This window comes from Pantoea sp. BL1, assembly GCF_000963985.1.
GTDB lineage: Bacteria > Pseudomonadota > Gammaproteobacteria > Enterobacterales > Enterobacteriaceae > Pantoea > Pantoea rwandensis_B.
Window position 1 is genome coordinate 194925 of the sequence record NZ_JZRH01000003.1, and the last position, 19174, is coordinate 214098.

17 protein-coding genes are annotated in these 19174 nt (G+C 56.4%); 6 read left to right on the forward strand and 11 right to left on the reverse strand.

What is annotated here, in order from left to right; genetic code table 11:
* Positions 1–118: 118 nt before the first annotated feature.
* Positions 119–490 (reverse strand): helix-turn-helix domain-containing protein, encoded by a 372-nt coding sequence (locus tag VH86_RS02350; protein ID WP_038644852.1) that lies wholly within the window; start codon positions 488–490, stop codon positions 119–121.
* A gap of 101 nt (positions 491–591) precedes the next feature.
* On the opposite strand from VH86_RS02350, the gene VH86_RS02355 reads away from it, so the two are divergent.
* Together VH86_RS02355 and treF are read left to right on the forward strand one after the other, a co-directional pair.
* Positions 592–1446: an SDR family oxidoreductase gene (locus VH86_RS02355; RefSeq protein ID WP_045831754.1), complete on the forward strand. Its 855-nt coding sequence runs from the start codon at positions 592–594 to the stop codon at positions 1444–1446.
* Between the two features lie 317 nt (positions 1447–1763).
* The gene (treF, locus tag VH86_RS02360) at positions 1764–3422 is read left to right on the forward strand and encodes an alpha,alpha-trehalase TreF (RefSeq protein WP_045831755.1); all 1659 of its coding nucleotides are present in this window, start codon (positions 1764–1766) and stop codon (positions 3420–3422) included.
* Between the two features lie 121 nt (positions 3423–3543).
* On the opposite strand, the gene VH86_RS02365 is transcribed toward treF, so the two are convergent.
* Positions 3544–4368, reverse strand: coding sequence for an alpha/beta fold hydrolase (locus VH86_RS02365; protein ID WP_045831756.1), 825 nt, complete (start codon positions 4366–4368; stop codon positions 3544–3546).
* A 216-nt stretch (positions 4369–4584) separates the two neighbouring features.
* Here VH86_RS02365 and VH86_RS02370 point away from each other — a divergent pair, with 216 nt between their 5' ends.
* A complete protein-coding gene (locus VH86_RS02370; protein ID WP_038644844.1) occupies positions 4585–6174 on the forward strand; it encodes an MFS transporter in 1590 nt (529 codons plus the stop codon).
* Between the two features lie 7 nt (positions 6175–6181).
* On the opposite strand, the gene VH86_RS02375 is transcribed toward VH86_RS02370, so the two are convergent.
* Positions 6182–7090, reverse strand: coding sequence for a LysR family transcriptional regulator (locus tag VH86_RS02375; RefSeq protein ID WP_045831757.1), 909 nt, complete (start codon positions 7088–7090; stop codon positions 6182–6184).
* 129 nt (positions 7091–7219) lie between these two features.
* On the opposite strand from VH86_RS02375, the gene VH86_RS02380 reads away from it, so the two are divergent.
* Together VH86_RS02380 and VH86_RS02385 are read left to right on the forward strand one after the other, a co-directional pair.
* The gene (locus VH86_RS02380; protein ID WP_045831758.1) at positions 7220–7780 is read left to right on the forward strand and encodes an antibiotic biosynthesis monooxygenase; all 561 of its coding nucleotides are present in this window, start codon (positions 7220–7222) and stop codon (positions 7778–7780) included.
* A 19-nt stretch (positions 7781–7799) separates the two neighbouring features.
* On the forward strand, positions 7800–9668 hold the full coding sequence (locus VH86_RS02385) for an amidohydrolase (protein ID WP_045831759.1): 1869 nt from the start codon (positions 7800–7802) through the stop codon (positions 9666–9668).
* Positions 9669–9770: 102 nt separating this feature from the next.
* On the opposite strand, the gene VH86_RS02390 is transcribed toward VH86_RS02385, so the two are convergent.
* Entirely contained in the window at positions 9771–10718 is a 948-nt protein-coding gene (locus VH86_RS02390; RefSeq protein ID WP_045831760.1) for a sensor domain-containing diguanylate cyclase, read from the reverse strand.
* A gap of 393 nt (positions 10719–11111) precedes the next feature.
* On the opposite strand from VH86_RS02390, the gene uxuA reads away from it, so the two are divergent.
* A complete protein-coding gene (gene uxuA / locus VH86_RS02400; RefSeq protein ID WP_045831860.1) occupies positions 11112–12176 on the forward strand; it encodes a mannonate dehydratase in 1065 nt (354 codons plus the stop codon).
* 66 nt (positions 12177–12242) lie between these two features.
* Here uxuA and fabF read toward each other — a convergent pair whose 3' ends face one another.
* From fabF to VH86_RS02435, 7 genes are all read right to left on the reverse strand, one after another.
* Entirely contained in the window at positions 12243–13517 is a 1275-nt protein-coding gene (gene fabF / locus VH86_RS02405) for a beta-ketoacyl-ACP synthase II (protein WP_045831762.1), read from the reverse strand.
* A gap of 10 nt (positions 13518–13527) precedes the next feature.
* A complete protein-coding gene (locus tag VH86_RS02410; RefSeq protein ID WP_045831763.1) occupies positions 13528–15081 on the reverse strand; it encodes a DHA2 family efflux MFS transporter permease subunit in 1554 nt (517 codons plus the stop codon).
* Positions 15078–16118 carry an HlyD family secretion protein gene (locus VH86_RS02415; RefSeq protein WP_045831764.1) on the reverse strand — a complete coding sequence of 347 codons (1041 nt, stop codon included), beginning with the start codon at positions 16116–16118 and terminating at the stop codon, positions 15078–15080. Before VH86_RS02415 ends, VH86_RS02410 begins: the two co-directional genes overlap by 4 nt.
* Positions 16115–16660 (reverse strand): helix-turn-helix domain-containing protein, encoded by a 546-nt coding sequence (locus VH86_RS02420; RefSeq protein ID WP_038644826.1) that lies wholly within the window; start codon positions 16658–16660, stop codon positions 16115–16117. Before VH86_RS02420 ends, VH86_RS02415 begins: the two co-directional genes overlap by 4 nt.
* Before the next feature lie 212 nt (positions 16661–16872).
* Positions 16873–17565: an amino acid ABC transporter permease gene (locus VH86_RS02425; RefSeq protein ID WP_038644824.1), complete on the reverse strand. Its 693-nt coding sequence runs from the start codon at positions 17563–17565 to the stop codon at positions 16873–16875.
* Positions 17566–17581: 16 nt separating this feature from the next.
* Entirely contained in the window at positions 17582–18271 is a 690-nt protein-coding gene (locus VH86_RS02430; protein ID WP_197080186.1) for an amino acid ABC transporter permease, read from the reverse strand.
* Between the two features lie 79 nt (positions 18272–18350).
* Positions 18351–19166 carry a transporter substrate-binding domain-containing protein gene (locus VH86_RS02435; protein ID WP_034823325.1) on the reverse strand — a complete coding sequence of 272 codons (816 nt, stop codon included), beginning with the start codon at positions 19164–19166 and terminating at the stop codon, positions 18351–18353.
* Between the last annotated feature and the right edge of the window lie 8 nt (positions 19167–19174).

Genomic DNA, 19174 nt, shown 5'->3' on the forward strand with positions numbered 1-19174 from the left:
GTTTTTTGCTCATAAAGTGTGAGAAGGATCGAGGGATTCAGGGTGAGATCAGGAAAAAATGTGAGGATGATCGAAGTGAAAAAATGACCGGGTCAGCGCCGCGCGCCGACCTTGCGCATCAGGCGGATGGCGTCTCCTTCACAATACGGTGCACATTGCTTTCCAGCCAGTCGGCCAGGCCAATCACATGCCCTTCAACTTCACGCCCGAGTGGCGTCAGGTGGTATTCCACATGCGGTGGCACCACTTCATAGGCGATGCGTTCGATAAACCCATCTTCTTCCATATAGCGCAGCGTTTGCGCCAGCATGCGTTCACTAACGCCACCGATCTTGCGGCGCAGTTCACTAAAACGCAGCGTTTCTTCGCGCAGCGCTAATAATACCAATACGCTCCAGCGGCTGGTGATGCGCTTGAGCACGTCGCGTGAAGGGCAATTTACATTGAGCAGCTCGCCACGGATAAATTTATTACTCAATTTTTCAGACATTTATGCTGCCTCTCCCAAACTAACAAATCTGTAAGTACTTACTAAAAGTTAGTTTATCCCTTAGGCTGATTTCATTCCAGCTCAAACTGAAGGAGAACATCATGATTGCGATTACCGGTGCCACAGGCCAATTGGGCCGTTTGGTGATTAACGAGTTACTGAAAAAAGTGCCTGCCAGCGAAGTGATTGCGGCAGTGCGTTCACCTGAGAAAGCAGACGATCTCAAAGCGCTGGGCGTAACGTTGCGCGCGGCGGATTACAGTAAACCAGACACGCTGAAAAGCGCGTTCAGCGGCGTCGATAAACTGCTGCTGATCTCTTCCAGCGAAGTGGGTCAGCGTGAAGCGCAGCACCAGGCGGTGATTGATGCGGCAAAAGCGGCGGGCGTGAAGTTTATCGCCTACACCAGCCTGCTGCATGCAGATACCACCACGCTGGGTCTGGGCGTCGAGCACCGCGCCACGGAAGCGATGCTCAAGGCCTCAGGCGTGCCCTATGCCCTGCTGCGTAATGGCTGGTACACCGAGAACTATGCCGCCAGCATTGCCCCAGCGCTGGCACATCACGCCTTTATTGGCGCAGTGGGTGAAGGCCGCATCTCATCGGCCGCCCGCGTGGATTATGCCGCTGCTGCCGCTGAAGTGATCAGCCGTGACGATCAGGCAGGTAAAGTGTATGAACTCGCTGGCGATGTGAGCTATACGCTGGCCGAGTTCAGCGCCGAGATTGCTAAACAGTCTGGTGAGCAAGTGGATTACATCAACCTGCCGCCTGCTGAGTTCGAGGCAGCATTGAAAGGGGCTGGTTTGCCGGATGCATTAGCAGAACTGCTGGCGGATTCTGATGCCGGTGCTGCACAAGGCGGATTGTTCGATGACAGTCATGCACTGAGCAAACTGATTGGCCGCCCGACCACGCCCTATGCTGAAGTGATTAAAGCCACACTGGCGAAGTAATGTCTCATCAGGCCAGCGCACGCTGGCCTGATTCCCGTCTCGTATGCCACCAAATGATCAAAGCAAAGCGCGCTATTTAAGCCAAATAATGGCGATTTTCTTATTTACAGATAATTCTGTGCGCTGATTTGAACCACCATTTAAAACACTGCTTTCACTTCCTGAAATATAGCTTGTTGTAATCGCTGTAAATTCACTAAAAAGCCGGATCAATCGACAAGATTTATTACGTTCATAGATATTTCGCATTGTTGTCTCAGCTATTCAAAGCTCTATAATTTGTGCTTTGAGCAACCAGGCAATTTCAGGAGGCCGCTATTAATACTAACCACCAGCAACGTCAAGCTTTCGGGGAACACGAAGCCCATGCTGATTTGGGGTATCAATACGATCCTCACGAATTTATCCGCGAAGGCATGGAGGATTCCGAGCCGGAACCGGAGCTGATCCAGGGTCTGCCCGCGCCAGATGCGCTCACCCCTGCCGATCGCTATCTTGAACTGTTCGAGCATGTGCAGATGTCGCGCATATTTCCGGATGGAAAAACATTCCCGGACTGCGCGCCAAAATATGATCCGCTGGATATATTAATCCGCTATCGTCGCACGCGTCGCTCGGCCGAATTCGATCTCGAAAAATTCGTGCACGACCATTTTTATTTGCCACAGGTGAATGAAAGTTTTTATGTTTCCAATCCGGATAAATCGCTGACGGAACATATTGACGAGCTGTGGCCGGTGTTAACCAAAATGCCGCAACAGCATTTACCGCACTCATCGCTGCTGCCGCTGCCAAAACCCTATGTGGTGCCCGGCGGACGCTTTGGTGAGACCTATTACTGGGACTCCTATTTCAGCATGCTCGGCCTTGCCGATGCCGGGCGTGACGATTTGCTGCGCGACATGGCAGATAACTTCGCATGGCTGATCGATAACTACGGCCACGTGCCAAACGGCAACCGGACTTATTATCTCAGCCGCTCACAGCCACCGGTGTTTGCCCTGATGGTTGAGCTGTTTGAAGAGGATGGGATTCGCGGTGCCAAGCGTTATCTCGACCAGCTGATGAAAGAGTATCAGTTCTGGATGGATGGCGCGGGCGAGCTGATGCCACATCAGGCGTATCGCCACGTGGTGCGTATGCCGGATGGCTCACTGCTCAACCGTTACTGGGATGACCGCGACACGCCGCGTGATGAGTCGTGGATGGAAGACGTAGAAACCGCCAGCAAATCCAGCCGTCCGGCGAATGAGGTGTACCGCGATTTGCGTGCCGGTGCCGCATCCGGTTGGGATTACTCCTCACGCTGGTTGCGCGATCCGCAGCGTCTGGCCAGCATTCGCACTACCCAGTTTATTCCGGTGGATTTGAATGCGTTTCTCTACAAGCTGGAGCTGATGATCTCCACGCTGTCACACGCCAAAGGTGAAGAGCTAACGGCGCTGGCATGGCAGAAAAAAGCCGATACGCGTAAGCAGGCGATTCATCGTTACCTGTGGGATGACACCGCAGGCGTGTACCGTGATTACAACTGGCGCGATGAACGCTTTGGTGCCTTCACGGCAGCGGCTGTGGTGCCGCTGTTCCTTGGCCTGGCTTCGCCTGAACAGGCGCATCTGCAAGCTATTGCGCTGCGTCAATTGCTGCTGACCCAGGGCGGACTGCTGACATCGATGGTGGAAAGCGGCGAACAGTGGGATAAACCCAACGCCTGGGCGCCGCTGCAGTGGATGGCGATAGTCGGCCTGAATCATTACGGCGAAGAGACGCTGGCGACAGAGATTGCCGTTAACTGGCTGACCACGGTGAAGAACTTCTATTCACTGCATCACAAGCTGGTGGAGAAGTATGACATCAGCGGCGATCGTGCCCGTCCAGGTGGCGGTGGTGAGTATCCGCTGCAGGATGGCTTCGGCTGGACCAACGGCGTGACGCGTCGGTTGATGACCATGTACGGGCATCTGCTGGCGGATTAAAAAACACAAAGGGCGCCTCAGCGCCCTTTTTTATGACCAGCCGCGCAATGTATGGCGCATTTGATAGCAGCAACACCGCTGCCAGTTAGCGCAATCAATCGCGGCGCATCGAAACCTGCGATTATTTATTTCCCTGCAGGAACGCCAGCAAGTCGTCGTTCAATTGGTCCTGATGCGTCACCGCAAAACCGTGCGGGCCGTTCTCGTAGACTTTCAGCTCTGAACTTTCGATCATCTCGTGTACCAGCTTACCGGTGGCTTCAAACGGCACGATCTGGTCATTGCTGCCGTGGATCACCAGCGTTGGCACATCCACTTTGGCAATATCAGCGCGGAAATCGGTTTCCGCAAACGCCGTGACACAATCGATCGTGCCTTTCAGTGAGGCCAGCAGCGCGATATTCAGCGTCTGTGTCATCACGCCCTCAGAAATGGTCTGTCCGGCATTGGCGCCATAAAACGGTGTGGCGAAGTCTTTAATAAACTGCGCACGGTCTTTACGCAGGCCCGCTTTGATGCCATCAAATACCGCTTTTTCAACGCCTTCCGGATGATCATCGGTTTTGCCCAAGATGGGCGTCACCGCACCCAATAGCACCAGCCCTTTCACTTTCCCCGTGCCGTAACGACCGATATAACGTGAAACGTCACCGCCGCCCATTGAGAAGCCCACCAGCGTGATGTCATCCAGTTGCAGATGCTCAATCAGCGCATGGATATCATCGGCGAAGGTGTCGTAATCGTAGCCTTCCCACGGCTGTTCAGAGCGACCAAAGCCGCGACGGTCAAACGCAATGGCACGATAGCCACGTTCGGCGAGAAAATTGAGCTGGCTCTCCCACATATCTGCGTCCAGCGGCCAGCCGTGGCTGAACAGGACTGGCTGACCTTTGCCCCAATCTTTGTAGTAGAGGTTAACGCCGTCTTTCGTTTTGAATGTGCTCATTTTTTTAACTCCGTTAGTGAGTGATGTTGTGTCTGCCAATCAAACTACATCGGGCTAACTGAAAAACCTAAAGCAGAGATTTTGACAACTTGTTCAAAGATTTTTGCCCTGCGAGGCTGTCAAAAAAGCCTGAACAAGTTGGCCGATTTTTTCCGCTATCAAGCGTCTCACGGGCTTCGTAAGGTGCATACATCGCACATTTACAGGAACACGATGATGAGCCAGCAAAACCCCACGACGCCACGCGGCGGCGCTTTTTCTCCCTTCGCCTACGGGCTGTTCGCCCTGATCTGGACGGCCTCAGTACTCGGCAACACCGGTAGCTTTATCCGCGACGTTGCCAGCGCCTGGCTGGTGACCGGATTATCCGATAACCCGACCGCCGTGGCGTTGATGCAAACGGCGGCCACCCTGCCGGTGTTTTTACTGGCACTACCAGCGGGCGTGCTCTCTGATATCGTCGATCGCCGCCGATTACTCATCGTGGTGCAAATCCTGATGGCCAGCGTCAGCGGCACTCTGCTGGTGCTGTCGCACAATCACTGGCTCACCGTAGAGTGGCTGATCGGCCTGACCTTTGTCGGTGGCATTGGTGCCGCGCTGTTTGGCCCGGCCTGGCAGGCGATTGTCCCCGAACTGGTGCCGCGCCATGAGCTAAAAAACGCCGTTGCGCTCAACTCTCTGGGGATAAATATTGCCCGCGCTATTGGCCCCGCTACCGGCGGTTTACTGTTGGCAAGTTTAGGCGCCATGGCGGCATACGGTGCCGATGTGGCGAGTTATTTTTTCGTTATTGCTGCCCTGCTGTACTGGAAACGTCCGGCGAAAGCCAAAACCGAACTGAATGAGCACTTCTTTGGTGCCTTCCGTGCAGGGCTGCGCTATGTCAAAGCCAGCCGTGAACTGCACCGAGTGTTGCTCCGTGCTGCGATGTACTTTGCCTTTGCCAGTGCCATCTGGGCGCTGTTGCCATTGGTGGCACGCACCATGCTGCACGGTACCGCAGGGTTTTACGGCTTGCTGTTGGGTGCGGTGGGCGCTGGTGCGATTGCCGGTGCGCTGCTGCTGCCGCGTCTGCGCAGCAAACTGAGCAACGATGGTTTGCTGCTGCTCTCTGCGGTGCTGAGCGCGCTGGTCATGCTGGCATTAGCGATGAGCCCGCCGCAGTGGCTGGCGCTGCTGTTGATGCTGGTGCTGGGCGTCGGCTGGATTATTGCGCTGACCACACTGAACGGCGTAGCGCAGGCGGTATTGCCGGATTGGGTGCGCGGTCGTGGTCTGGCGGTGTATCTGATGGTGTTTAACGGCACATTGGCCGGTGGCAGTCTGGCGTGGGGCCTGATCGCGCAGCAACTGGGGCTGGCCACCACTTTGCTGATTGCCGGGGCCGGTCTGGTGATCACTGGCGTACTGCTGAAACGTCTGGCGCTGCCTGCGGGCGAAGCAGATCTGCAACCCGCTGAGCATTGGGCCGCACCGGTGGTGCACAACGATGTCGATGTGCGGCATGGGCCGGTGTTGATTCAGATTCGCTACCGCGTACCGCAGGAAGATCGCGCCGCCTTCAAAAAAGCGATTCACAAACTGGCACAGTCACGCCGTCGTGATGGCGCCTATTCGTGGGGCTTGATGGAACAAACCGACGATCCGACGGCATTGCTGGAGTGGTTTATGGTGGAGTCCTGGCAGGAGCATATGCGTCAGCACCAGCGTGTGTCGCACGCCGATGCTGAGTTGCAGCAAGCGGTTTTGCAATATCATCAGGGCGAGGAAGCCCCGCAGGTCAGTCACCACATTGCGATATAACGACGCTTTACGCGGGAGAATAAATCTCCTGTAAACCCGGCAGCGTGAGCAGGTGCTCACGCCACCAGGTGGCGGCATTTCCGGTAGCACTCTCATTCCACGCCAGATACGCCATATCGCGGCGGCATTCGCTATCCAGCTGGCGTGCCACCAGCGCGCCGCTCTCCAGGTGCGGTCTCGCCAGATACAGCGGCAGATAACCACAGCCCAAACCATCCAGCTGCGCCTGCAGTTTCGCCGGGAAGTCATGCACGCTCAGGGTTTTCTGCTCATCCAGCACGCGCAAATCGATACCTGCACCGTGACGAGACGAGTCGTGTACGGTAACGGCGCGGTACTGGCGGATCTGCTCACGCAGCAGCGGTTCCGGTGCTGAAGCGAGGGGATGATCCGGCGCGACAGCAAACACATATTCCAGCCAGCCGAGCGATTGGCAGACAATCTCTTTGCGCGTGGCGGGTTCCTGCACCGCGCCAAAGACAATGTCCGCTTCGCCATAGTTGAGCGCTTCCCAGCAGCCAGCCAGCACGTCCTGACGGAATTGCAGCTGAGTATGCGGATGCTCCTGATAAAACCGATCAATCAGCGGCGTGAGAATACGAAACGGCAGTGAGGCATCCACGCTGATCACCAGCTGGCTTTCCCAGCCACTCTCAACATAGCGCGCCTGTTGTTCTAACTCGTTGACCGCGCGAAGCAGAGTGCGGCCTTTTTCCAGCATCAAACGCCCGGTTGGGGTGAAAGTGGCGCGATGGCCGGAACGATCGAGCAGTGTGATCTTCAGATCGCTCTCCATCTTCTGCACGGTATAGCTCAACGCCGATGCGGTTTTAAACAGTCGCGCAGCCGCAGCGGCAAAGGTGCCGTGGCGATCCAACGCATCCAAAATCAGCAGCGCCTCAAGGTTTAAACGCATTCCCCATGCCTCCCCAAAAATTGTTGAACAACAACCCAAAATCTATCCGTTATCAATAAACGCTCTCATTTCGTATTTTTTTACTCAACGACGCAAGCACTTTCACCAGCGGAAACTCAGGAACTTACGATGAATTACTCACAGCAAGCCAACCACGTGACGCTGGTGATTACCCACAGCATCCTGCCAGAACAGCAGGCCCGTTATGAGCTGTGGCTCGACACCATTATGCCGCAGGCCGCGAGCTTTCCCGGCCATCTCGGCGTCAACGTGCTGCGCCCGGTGCACGGCGACAACGCTTACACCGTGCTGATTCGCTTTACCGGGCTGGATGAGCTGTACGCCTGGCTGAAATCGGACCAACGCAACGCGTTAATCCAAGACCTGCCGACGATGCTGGCACAGCCGGAACATATTGAAGTGCGTCCTGGCGCCGCGTTCTGGTTCACCCCCACGCAAAAGGGCCAGGTCAAACCGGCGAAATGGAAACAATACTTACTGACACTGGGAGTCATTTTTCCTTCTACCAACCTGGTGCCGTGGTTATGGAATCAGGTGTTGCCCGCCGCGCACGGCACGCTGTGGGGCCACTTACTGAATGATGCCAGCGTGGTGGCACTGGTGGTGTTCTTGTGGATGCCGATGGTAACTCGTGTTTTAAAACAGTGGCTTATTGGCCGCAACGCGTAATCTAACTGGAGAAGAGATAATGACAACGGCCTCACTGATTTTTACCAACGGCAAATTCCACACCGTGGATCGCGCCAACCCTTTAGCCACCGCTGTGGCGATCAAAGACGGCAAGTTTCTCGCGGTGGGCAGCGAAGCGGAAGTGATGCGCTTTGCCGGCAGCGATACGCAAATTATTGATGCCAAAGGGCACACCGGTATTCCCGGCCTCAACGACTCGCACCTGCACCTGATTCGTGGCGGCCTCAACTACAATCTTGAGCTGCGCTGGGAGGGCGTGCCGTCGCTGGCCGATGCACTACGCATGTTGCGTGAGCAGGCCCTGCGCACCCCTTCACCACAGTGGGTCCGTGTCGTCGGCGGCTGGAGCGAATTCCAGTTTGCTGAACGCCGCATGCCAACGCTGGATGAGATCAACGCCGCCGCGCCCGATACTCCGGTGTTTATTCTGCACCTGTATGACCGCGCCCTGCTGAACCGCGCCGCACTGCGGGTGGTGGGTTACACCAAAGACACGCCGAACCCGCCAGGCGGTGAAATCCAGCGCGACAGCAATGGTAATCCCACCGGTATGCTGATTGCGCGTCCGAATGCCATGCTGCTGTACGCCACGCTGGCGAAAGGACCGAAGCTGCCGCTGGAGCAGCAGGTTAACTCCACACGTCAGTTTATGCGTGAGCTGAACCGCCTCGGCCTGACCAGCGCGATTGATGCGGGCGGCGGCTTCCAGAACTATCCCGATGATTACGATGTGATTTCGGAACTGCACGCCAAAAAGCAGCTGACGGTGCGCATTGCCTACAATCTGTTTACCCAGCGTCCCGGCCATGAGCTGGAAGATTTCGAGAAGTGGACCGACATGCTGAAGCCGGGCCAGGGCACCAATTTCCTGCGTCACAACGGTGCGGGCGAGATGCTGGTGTTCTCGGCGGCAGATTTCGAAGACTTCCTCGAACCGCGCCCCGATCTGGCCCCCGGCATGGAAGATGAACTGGAGCGCGTGGTGCGCCATCTGGTTGAGCATCGCTGGCCGTTCCGTCTGCATGCCACCTACAACGAATCGATCAGCCGCATGCTGGACGTGTTCGAAAAAGTAAACCGAGATATTCCGTTTAACGGCCTGCACTGGTTCTTTGACCACGCCGAGACCATCACCGAAGCCAATATTGAGCGCGTCAAAGCGCTGGGTGGCGGGCTGGCCGTGCAGCATCGTATGGCGTTCCAGGGTGAATACTTTATCGATCGCTACGGCAAAGAAGCCGCCAAACAGACGCCGCCAGTGGCGCGCATGCTGGATGCGGAAGTGCCCGTCGGTTTGGGCACGGATGCCACCCGTGTCGCCAGCTACAACCCGTGGACCGCGCTCTACTGGCTGGTTTCTGGCCGCACCGTCGGCGGCATGCAGTTATACGATGACAATGCGCGTATTGACCGTGAAACCGCGCTGATGCTGTGGACCAAAGGCAGCGCCTGGTTCTCCAGCGAGCAAAACGCCAAAGGTGAAATCAAAGTGGGTCAGTTAGCGGATCTGGTGCTGCTGTCGAAAGATTTCTTCAGCGTGCCGGAAGAGGAGATTAAAGGGATTGAATCGGTGTTGACGCTGGTCGATGGCGAAGTGGTGTATGCCGCAGGTGGCTTCACGCCGCTGTCGCCGCCACCGGTGCCAGTGTTGCCAGAGTGGTCTCCGGTGGTCACCGTGCCGGGCCACTACCGTAGCGCGCCACCGCAAGCCAGTGGTCGTGCGGCGATGATGCCGAAAGTGCACCAGTGCAGCGGCCCTTGTGGTGTACACAGCCACTCGCACGATGTGGCACGCCAGTCTTCGGTGCCGGTGTCGGATAACCATGCCTTCTGGGGTGCGCTGGGCTGTTCGTGCTTCGCGTTTTGAGTTAAAGGTGATTTATGGCCCTCTCCTGGTGAGAGGGCTTTGCTGCAAATTGGGACACCGACTTTGGCGATGGCGCGGGTCTGTTTCCCCAACCGCAAAAGATTACCCCGCCAGGCCAAACCCTTGCTTGCCGTTCTTCTTAATCTGGTACATCGCTTCATCGGCACGCGTCAGCGCGTCATCAAAACTAAAGTGCGGCTGCACCGTCGCCACGCCGATGGAAGCACCAATCTGCGCATGGCCGTTATCGACATCGAACGGTGTCAGTGCGGCATCCAGCACCGCCTGCATCATGATGCGCACTTTGGGGAAATCGATCAGGAACGGCATCAGCAGCACAAACTCATCCCCGCCCAGGCGACCCACCACCACGTTTGGCGGCACCTGGTCAAGAATGCGCTGGCTGAGCTGAATCAGCACTTCATCGCCACTGCGATGGCCCAGCGTATCGTTAACATGCTTAAAATTATCGAGATCGATAAATGCCACGCACAGCGGCCCCTGCGTTTTCATTTTGCTGAAATGCGTTTGCAGCGCATGGCGGTTGGTCAGACCGGTTAGCGGATCGTGATGAGCCAATGAAGAGAGCTGCGCTTCATACTGCTTCTCTTTGGTCATATCGATATGCGTGCCGGTAACTTTGAGCGGATTCCCCTCTTCATCCCACTCGGTCACGCGCCCGCGATCCAACACCCAGGTAATTTTGTCGTTCTTACCCAGCATGCGATGCAGCGCTTCATAGTAAGGCGCACGCCCTTCGATGTGATCGTAAAACGCCCTGAGCACTTCATCGGCGTCCTCGGGGTGCAGGCGCTCGCGCCAGACCTCAAACTGCGCTTTGGTCTCTTTCGGCTGAAAACCCAGCATCGACCCCCAGCGTCGATTGAAAATCACCAGCTTGCCGCTGGGAATATCCAGCTGCCACAAACATAAACCGGTTCCGTCCAGCGCCGCACTCAGCTTGTTTCGCGCGTCATGCGCTATGCGCTTTAAGCGCGCATTATGCTTTTTCAGGTTCTGAATCTGCTGACGCAGCGCTTCTTCGGACATGATGGCTGACGGAGAGGAAATAAGGGTTATTCTGCCTGCCAGGAAGTTTCTGATAAATAAAACAAATGAAAAGCCGATCAGTAGCGGAAAATTGCATCAAGCTCAGAGGGAACGGCGAAGCATTGAGGTTATTTCAGCTAACAAAACTTTCTTTTTTCCTGCAAAGCAGTGGAAAACGCGCTGCTAAAATGACGCATGTCTCCTTATAGTTCTCTTTGCGTGAGCGTCCGCATTAAAGTCAGGCCGCATAAACCCTCCACTCCCCTGCCTCGACTAAGAAATTGTGTTCTGTGACGCGGATCAACAGATATTCGCGAGTCGATGCTGGGATCATGTTTACTAGAATGGTAGTTTAACAGTTATCGCAGCAACACGATGACGGTGGATGAGATTATGCAACTGACAATGCGTTGGTTTGGTCCCAAAGAAGATAAAGTTTCGCTGGAATATATTCGCCAGGTGCCGGGTGTCCGTGGCGTGGTGGGCGCGTTGTATGACGTGCCGGTCGGGGAAACCTGGCCGAAAGATAAGATTCAAGCGCTGGTTGATCAGGTGCATGCCGCCGGTCTGACGGTGGAAGTGATCGAGAGCGTCAACATTCACGACGACATCAAAATCGGCCTGCCGAGCCGCGATCAATATATCGAGAACTACAAGCAGAGCATCCGCAACCTCGCCGAAGTGGGCGTGAAAGTGATCTGCTACAACTTCATGCCGGTATTTGACTGGATGAAGACCGACATGAACTACGTGCTGCCAGACGGCTCACTCACCATGGCGTTCGAGAAGAAAGGCATTGATAAGAGCCTCGACGAAGTAGTGCAGGAGGTGTTGGGCAACTCAAACGGTTTCGCCCTGCCGGGTTGGGAGCCAGAGCGTCTGGCGAAGGTGCAGGATCTGTTTGCGCAATACAAAGACGTTGATGACAACAAGCTGCGTGAAAACCTCGCATACTTCCTGAAAGCGGTGATCCCGGTGTGTGAAGAAGTGGGCGTGAAAATGGCGATCCATCCTGACGATCCACCGTACTCGATCTTCGGTCTGCCACGCATTGTGAAGAATCGCGAAGACCTCGACTGGATCTGTAACGTTGTGGATTCGGAGTCTAACGGCATCACGCTGTGTACCGGATCGATTGCAGAAGATCCGCAGAATGATGTGTACGGTATTCTGGCCGAGTTCTCGCGCCGCAAACGCATTCCGTTTGCGCACGTGCGTAACATCAAGATTATTCAGGACAAAGACTTCTACGAGTGTGCACACCCGACCGAATACGGCTCGCTGGATATGTACAAAGTGCTGCAATCGATGCACGACAACGGCTTCGATGGCTACATCCGTTCCGATCATGGCCGCTTTATCTGGGGCGAAACCGGACGTCCGGGCTACGGTCTGTATGACCGTGCACTCGGCACCACTTACCTGATGGGTCTGTGGGAAGCACTGGATAAGCGTTAATTCATCCCGCCCTCCTGGCCGCTGTTAACAGCGGCCTATTTTATTGCCGTCAGTCTTCCCAACACGTTAACGGAAAACCTCATCCCAACCCTTAAACAGTAGGCTGGCATTCACGCCACCAAAACCAAAACCGTTCGACAACACATACTGCATCGCCAGCGGCTGTGGTTTTAACGCCACCAAATTCAGCCCTGCTGCGGCTTCGTCAGGGTGCAGCAGATTGAGCGTCGGCGGGGCGATTTGATCGCGCAGCGCAAGGATTGAGAAGATCGCCTCCACGCCACCCGCTGCCCCCAGCAAATGCCCGGTGGCAGATTTCGTCGAGGTGATCGCCACATTACTGTCCGCAAACAGCGTGCGAATGGCCGCCAGCTCGCCCTTGTCACCCACCGGCGTGGAGGTGGCATGCGCGTTGATATGCTGCACCTCGGCTGGGGTGATGCCCGCCTGCGCCAGTGCAGTCTCCATTGCACGACGAGCACCCTCACCGGTTTCCGGTCCGGCGGTGAGATGATAGGCATCAGCGCTGGTGCCATAGCCGACTAACTCAGCCAGCGGTGTCGCACCGCGTGCCTGCGCATGCTCCAGTGATTCAATCACCAGCAGGCCAGCGCCTTCTCCCATGACAAAGCCATCACGATCGCGATCAAACGGACGAGATGCCTGTTCGGGATGATCGTTAAATCCACCCGACATCGCTTTCGCGGCGGCAAAGCCCGCCAGACTCACGCGATGGATCGCCGCTTCTGTACCGCCGCACAGCGCGATATTCGCTTCGCCGCTGCGAATCAACCGTGCCGCATCGCCAATCGCCTGCGCGCCTGCCGCACAGGCCGTGACGGGTGCGCCAATCGGGCCACGAAAGCCGTGGGCAATCGATACATGCCCCGCCGCCAGATTGGCGAGGAAGGAAGGTATGGTAAACGGCGATAAGCGGCGCGGCCCGCGATTGGCGGTGGTTTCCACCGCATTGGCAATTTCGTTGAAGCCGCCGATTCCAGTGGCGATCACCGTGGCGGTACGCTGGCGCAGCGTCTCATCCTGAGGGAACCAGTTAGCTTGCGTCAGGGCTTCGTGCGCCGCCACCAGCGCGAACTCAATAAAGCGATCCACTTTCTTGCGATCTTTCGGTGCGATCACGCGTTCGGGATCGAAGCCATGCTGAGGATCTTGCTCCAGCGTGGGCACCTGTCCTGCGACTTTGCAGCTGATGTCTTGCACCGTCTCTTCCGGTAAGGCGCTGATGCCCGATTTTCCTGCCAACAGTGACTGCCACACGGCTTCTGTGCCGCAGCCAAGCGGGGACACCATGCCCATACCTGTAATCACAATACGTTTCATTGATAACTCCTTAAGCTGCGGGCTTTTTCATAAAAGGGACCAGCAGCGCAGCGATACAAAATCCGACCATAATCAGCCAGAATGCGTCCGAAAAGGCCTGGGTGCGCGCCTCACGCAACGTGAGTGAAGCCAGCGATTGCAGCGCCGCCGTGTGCGCCGCATCCGGGCTGAGTCCGTTGAAAATCAGGGCTGCGGTGCGCGATTGCAGATAGTCGCCCAAGGACAAACTGGCGCTGTTGAGGTGATCGGCCAGGCGGCTGAAGTGCAGATTGGTGCGGTCATTCAGCACGGTGCCGCACAGCGCAATGCCGATAGCCCCCCCGAGATTACGCATCAGATTAAACAGTCCTGACGCTAATTTTAGTCGTGCGGGCGGCAAGCTGCCGAGCGTCAACGTCACCGTAGGCGCGACGGCAAATTGCTGTGCCATGCCGCGAAACGCCTGCGGGAACAGCAGCTCTTTCGCCCCCCAGTCATGGGTGATCGGCACAAAGAAAAACATCGATACGCCAAAACTTATCAGGCCAAACGCCAGCAAAATGCGCAGATCGACGCGATTCGCCAGCCAGGCATAAAACGGGATCGACAGGATCTGAAAGATGCCGGTAGAGAAGATCGCTAAACCGATCTCCAGCGCACTAAAGCCGCGCACCTGGCTGAGAAACAGCGGCGTGAGATAGATGGTGGCGAAGATCCCCACGCCAGCCATAAACGAGAAATAACAGCCGAGGGTAAAGCCCGGATCTTTCAGGGCGCGGAGATCCATGATCGGCTTCGCGTGATTCAGGGTACGGATCACGAACAGCACGCCACACACCAAGGCGATCCAGCCTGTGGTGCTGATGGTGCTATCGTCAAACCAGCCCCAGCGCGGCCCCTCTTCCAGCGTGTACTCCAGACAGCCCAGCGACAGTGCCAGTAACAGAATGCTGAAGTAATCCGCTCCACGTAGCAGGTCAGGGTTGGGGCTGTCGATCTTCACCAGGATCGGCACCGCAATGGCAATATAAATGCCGGGGATGATGTTGATATAAAATAGCCAGTGCCAGCTGAAGTTATCGGTGATCCAACCGCCGACCGTCGGCCCCAGCGTCGGTGCTAATGAGGCCAACGCCCCAACGGTGGCGGCCGCAATTACTCGCTGCTTGCCCTGAAAAAAGGCAAAAGCCGTGGTGAACACCAACGGGATCATCGAGCCGCCCGCCAATCCCTGTAACGCCCGGAAGGCGATCATGCTCTGGATGTTCCACGCCCAGCCGCACAGTAAACTCATCAGCGTGAAGCCACAGGCGGAGACGGCAAACAGCCAGCGCGTAGACATCACGCTCGCCAGCCAGCCGGAAAGCGGAATAATGATGATTTCCGCAATCAAATAGCTGGTTTGCACCCACACGGTTTCATCATCGCCTGCCGACAGCCCCCCGCCGATATCCCGTAACGAGGCGGAGACAATCTGGATATCCAGTAAGGCGATAAACATGCCGATGCACATCGTGGCGAAAGCAAAGACCTTTTTGCTGATCGGCATCTCCGCCGGCGCCAGCAGCGCGGTGACGCTGCTCATCGCGCGCTTCTCTCATCCACCGTCACCGTGACGGAAAGACCCGGCCGTAACAGGCCGAGCACTGCCGCATCACCGTCCAGCACAATGCGCACCGGCACACGTTGGACGATTTTGGTGAAGTTGCCGGTGGCATTTTCCGCCGGGAGAATGCTAAAACGCGAGCCGGTGGCCGGTGACAAACTGCCAACATGACCGTCGAAGGTACGGCCGGGTAAAACGTCCGCCACGATATGCGCCGTTTGTCCGGGCCGCATATTGGCCAGCTGGCTCTCTTTGAAGTTGGCATCGATCCACAGCCCCTGCGCTGGCACCAGCGACAGCAATTGTGTACCGCTGCTGACAAAGGAACCTGACCACGCACGACGATTGCCGACTACACCATCAAAAGGGGCGCGGATCTCGGTGTATTCGAGATTGAGCTTCGCCATCGCCAATCCCGCTTGTGCCTGGGCCAAAGCTGCTTTGGCCTGCTGCTCACGCGCATCCAGCACCTGCAACTGACGCTCGGCGACGGTTTTGTCCGCACGGGTTTTGCTCTCTTCCGCCATCGCCTGATGGTAGTCCGCTTGTGCATGATCGCGGATTTGCTGTGAGACCGCTGAACTGCTGGCCAGCGCACTGTAGCGGCGCTGATCTGAGGTGGTTTTCAGCGTCACTGCCTGCGCCGCCAGCAGAGAAGCGTGCGTGCCGGCGATGGTCGCGAGCTGTAGCTGCCGCGTGGCAGCAATGTCGTTTAACGCGGCTTGCTGTGCCGCCACTTCTCCTGCGGCCTGATCCACCGCGGCCAGATAATCCCGGTTATCCAGTTGTACCAGCAGATCACCCTTTTTCACCCATGCGTTATCCTGCACCGCCAGCGTGTGGATATAGCCGGAGACTTTCGCCGAGATGGCACTGATATCGGCGCCGACATAGGCATCATCGGTGGAAGGCATAAAGCGCGCGGTGTGCCACCAGTAATAGCCATAACCTGCCGCCGCTAAACCGCCGATCGTCAGTGCCAGCAACAGCGCCGATTTTTTGCGTGTCAGCGTCATGATTGCTTCTCTGACAGCGCGGGCGGCGCGAATTTCTGTGTGGTATCGCCGGCGCGCTTTTTCTGCAGGTAATCATGGCGATAGTGCATCATCGGCACCGCCGCTGGACCCGGCACCATTTGGTATTTGTCGAGCGTCAGCGGTTGGCCATTTTCACTGTCGACCAGTTGCAGCTTCACCGGGCGCTGCGTGGCGGTTTCCACCAACTGCATCTGACGTCCTTCCGGCGAGAAGTGATTGCTGCCCCACTCGGCCAGCGCCAGAATCACACCGCGAAAATCTCGTCCGGCCGGGGTGAGATGGTATTCGTAACGAGCGGGCGTAGTGCTGTAGCACACCTTTTCCAGCAAACCGTCTTCCACCAGCTCTTTCAGGCGACGTGACAGGATGTTGGGTGCCACGCCGCTGCTTTTTTGGAACTCATCAAAGCGGGTGAAGCCAGCCAGCGCATCGCGCATGATCAGCATGCTCCAGCCATCGCCGACGCGGCCCAGGCTGCGGGCGATAGGACAAGGCATGTGGTAAAGCGGTTCGTTTTTCATGGGAAGTATTCCGCAAAGGTCTGATGCGGAGTACTGTTGCAGAGTGACTTTCATTTTGCAAGTAACTTGCAAAATGAAAGCAAGGAGTGTTCATTGTGAAACGCATAACATTTCGCCGCTATCAGAGAGCAGCAAGCCCGGTAGCGCGCGCAAATTTGCCAAAAAAAACGGCAGCCACACTGGGCTGCCGTTTCATCACCACTGAGCAATCTCTAGGTGCGCACGCGCAGCGCCGCCTCGATCTTGTCGGCGATCTTAGTGACCACATAGGCAATCACCATATAGAACACCACTGCAATCAGGAAGGCTTCGAGGTAGTAGAAATTCAGTGCCGCCGTCAGCTGTGCCTGGGCAAAAATATCCACCACTTCGATGGCAAACGCCAGCGACAGGGCTTTCATGATCACCATAAAGGCATTCGCCAGATCGGGGATCGCCGCCACAATAATCTGTGGGAACATCACCCGACGGAACAGCTGTCCGCCGCTGTAGCCCAGCGATAAAGCCGCATCGGATTGTCCGCTGTCGAACGAGTTCAGTGCGCCTTTCCACACTTCGGCCTGGAATGCCGCGACACAGGCACTCAGCGCCACAATGATGATCACCCAGTTCGGCAGTGAGTGGGCATTCACCTCGACGCCAAACAGCGTGGCAACAAAGTGCAGCGCCGGTGGCAAGCCGTAATAGGCGAGGAAAATCACCACCACCATTGGCACGCCTTTGAAAGCGATTTTGTAGGTGATCACCAACTGGCGCAGCAGCGGAATGCGGCGATGCTCAATAAAGGCAAACAGCCCGCCCAATAGCGTCGAACAAATAAACACCGTGACCGCCATCAGCAGCGTCACCGGTACCGCATCGAGAATGCTCCAGAAGTCCGGCAGCAAAACCTCAGCATCAAACATGGTTTGTCTCCCCTTCTCAGACGCTGGTAGTGAACTTCACGCGCGGCGCAGACTTCGAGCTGTACTTCGCATGGCGTTGTTCAAAGAAGCGGATCACCAGCCACGCCACACCGCACAGCAGTGAATAGAGCACGGCCAACACCAGATAGGTGCCGAACTGATACTGGTTGTAATCGCGTTCCATGATCAGGTGCGCGGTTGCCATCACATCCGCCGCCCCGATGTACATCACCAGCGCCACGTTATGAATCAGATAGATAATCGCATTGCCGTAGCCCGGAAGTGCAAAATGCACCGCCTGCGGCCCAATCACGCGCAGCATTTTCTGGCGGAAGCTGTAGCCGAGGCTGTCAGTGGCATCGTGCTGACCGCGCTCCACCGCCAGATACGCCGGGCGCATCACTTCAGAGAGATAGCCGCCGTGGTAAAGGCTCAAGCCAATCATCGCCGCCACGTTGGCGGTAAAGAAGTCGCCAAAACCAAAGTTATCAGTGATCAGCGGCATGCCGTAAAACGCGACAAACAGCTGTAAAACCACCGGCACGCTGCGCGCATAGGAAACATAGAGATCGGCCAGCTGGCTGATCACGGGAATACGGCGCACGCGAAAAACGGTGGCGATCAGCGCCAGAAAGAACCCGGCAATCATCGCGACAAACATGATGCCGAGCGTCAGTGGCAGCGCCGACAGCAGTTCTGGAATCATGGAGGATAGATTCACGGTGAAACACTCCTGCTTAAAAGGACAGCATGCGCCCGGCTCAACACCGGGCACAGTGAATCTATTACTTCATGTACTTAGTGACTTCTTCGCCGAACCACTTCTGCGCCAGCTTATCCAGCGTGCCGTCATCTTTCAGTTCTTTCAGCGCTTTGTTCACGTCATCGTTCAGGGCCTGGTTTTCGGCAGAACGGTGGATCAGCACATAGGTGTTGTTAATCACCACTGGCTCACTGGCTTTGATCGCCAGTTTCTGGTTGTCGATCACCGTCTGCTCACCGAGGTTTGAAGGCAGGATCAACGCATCGTATTTCCCGTTCTGCACTTCTTTCAGGCGATCCGGGTAAGGCACGCCCGCGCTGGACGCTTTGATGGTGATTTTGTCGTTCGGGTTATCCTGCTGCCACTGAGTGACGAATTTATACACGCCGCCGCCTGCGGTGACCGGTACGATATTCTTACCGACCAGATCCTTCATGCCGTTGATATTGCTGTCGCTGCGGCTGTAGATCTTCATCAGGCTGGCACCGATCGGTGCATCCGGGATCAGGAACTGTTTGCTGCGCGCTGGCGCTTTGTAGTAACCGCCGGTCGCCATGTCGTACTTGCCGGTCACCAGGCCCGTTTCCTGCGCGATATCCGCCGCGCCTTCCATCACAAATTTGTACTGTGGCAATTTAGCGTTGATGGCTTTGAGCACGTCCGGCTCGTAACCCTCAGGTTCGTGACCGATCGCGCCCCATGACAGCGGTTTGGATTCCGCAGCGGTGGCAATTTTGATGGTACGAACCGCGTCAGCAAAGCTGTTACCGCTGATCAATGCCAGGGCGATGATGCCAGGCGCGGCCAGGCGACGTAATGTGGTTTTGATTGCAGGCATGTCTTTGA

Excerpts from the sequence above, each read along its gene's own strand:
- VH86_RS02350 (WP_038644852.1), bottom strand. The coding sequence starts at position 490 with ATGTCTGAAAAATTGAGTAATAAATTTATCCGTGGCGAGCTGCTCAAT.
- VH86_RS02355 (WP_045831754.1), top strand. The coding sequence starts at position 592 with ATGATTGCGATTACCGGTGCCACAGGCCAATTGGGCCGTTTGGTGATT.
- VH86_RS02365 (WP_045831756.1), bottom strand. The coding sequence starts at position 4,368 with ATGAGCACATTCAAAACGAAAGACGGCGTTAACCTCTACTACAAAGAT.
- VH86_RS02370 (WP_038644844.1), top strand. The coding sequence starts at position 4,585 with ATGAGCCAGCAAAACCCCACGACGCCACGCGGCGGCGCTTTTTCTCCC.
- VH86_RS02375 (WP_045831757.1), bottom strand. The coding sequence starts at position 7,090 with ATGCGTTTAAACCTTGAGGCGCTGCTGATTTTGGATGCGTTGGATCGC.
- VH86_RS02380 (WP_045831758.1), top strand. The coding sequence starts at position 7,220 with ATGAATTACTCACAGCAAGCCAACCACGTGACGCTGGTGATTACCCAC.
- VH86_RS02385 (WP_045831759.1), top strand. The coding sequence starts at position 7,800 with ATGACAACGGCCTCACTGATTTTTACCAACGGCAAATTCCACACCGTG.
- VH86_RS02390 (WP_045831760.1), bottom strand. The coding sequence starts at position 10,718 with ATGTCCGAAGAAGCGCTGCGTCAGCAGATTCAGAACCTGAAAAAGCAT.
- uxuA (WP_045831860.1), top strand. The coding sequence starts at position 11,112 with ATGCAACTGACAATGCGTTGGTTTGGTCCCAAAGAAGATAAAGTTTCG.
- fabF (WP_045831762.1), bottom strand. The coding sequence starts at position 13,517 with ATGAAACGTATTGTGATTACAGGTATGGGCATGGTGTCCCCGCTTGGC.
- VH86_RS02410 (WP_045831763.1), bottom strand. The coding sequence starts at position 15,081 with ATGAGCAGCGTCACCGCGCTGCTGGCGCCGGCGGAGATGCCGATCAGC.
- VH86_RS02415 (WP_045831764.1), bottom strand. The coding sequence starts at position 16,118 with ATGACGCTGACACGCAAAAAATCGGCGCTGTTGCTGGCACTGACGATC.
- VH86_RS02420 (WP_038644826.1), bottom strand. The coding sequence starts at position 16,660 with ATGAAAAACGAACCGCTTTACCACATGCCTTGTCCTATCGCCCGCAGC.
- VH86_RS02425 (WP_038644824.1), bottom strand. The coding sequence starts at position 17,565 with ATGTTTGATGCTGAGGTTTTGCTGCCGGACTTCTGGAGCATTCTCGAT.
- VH86_RS02430 (WP_197080186.1), bottom strand. The coding sequence starts at position 18,271 with ATGATTCCAGAACTGCTGTCGGCGCTGCCACTGACGCTCGGCATCATG.
- VH86_RS02435 (WP_034823325.1), bottom strand. The coding sequence starts at position 19,166 with ATGCCTGCAATCAAAACCACATTACGTCGCCTGGCCGCGCCTGGCATC.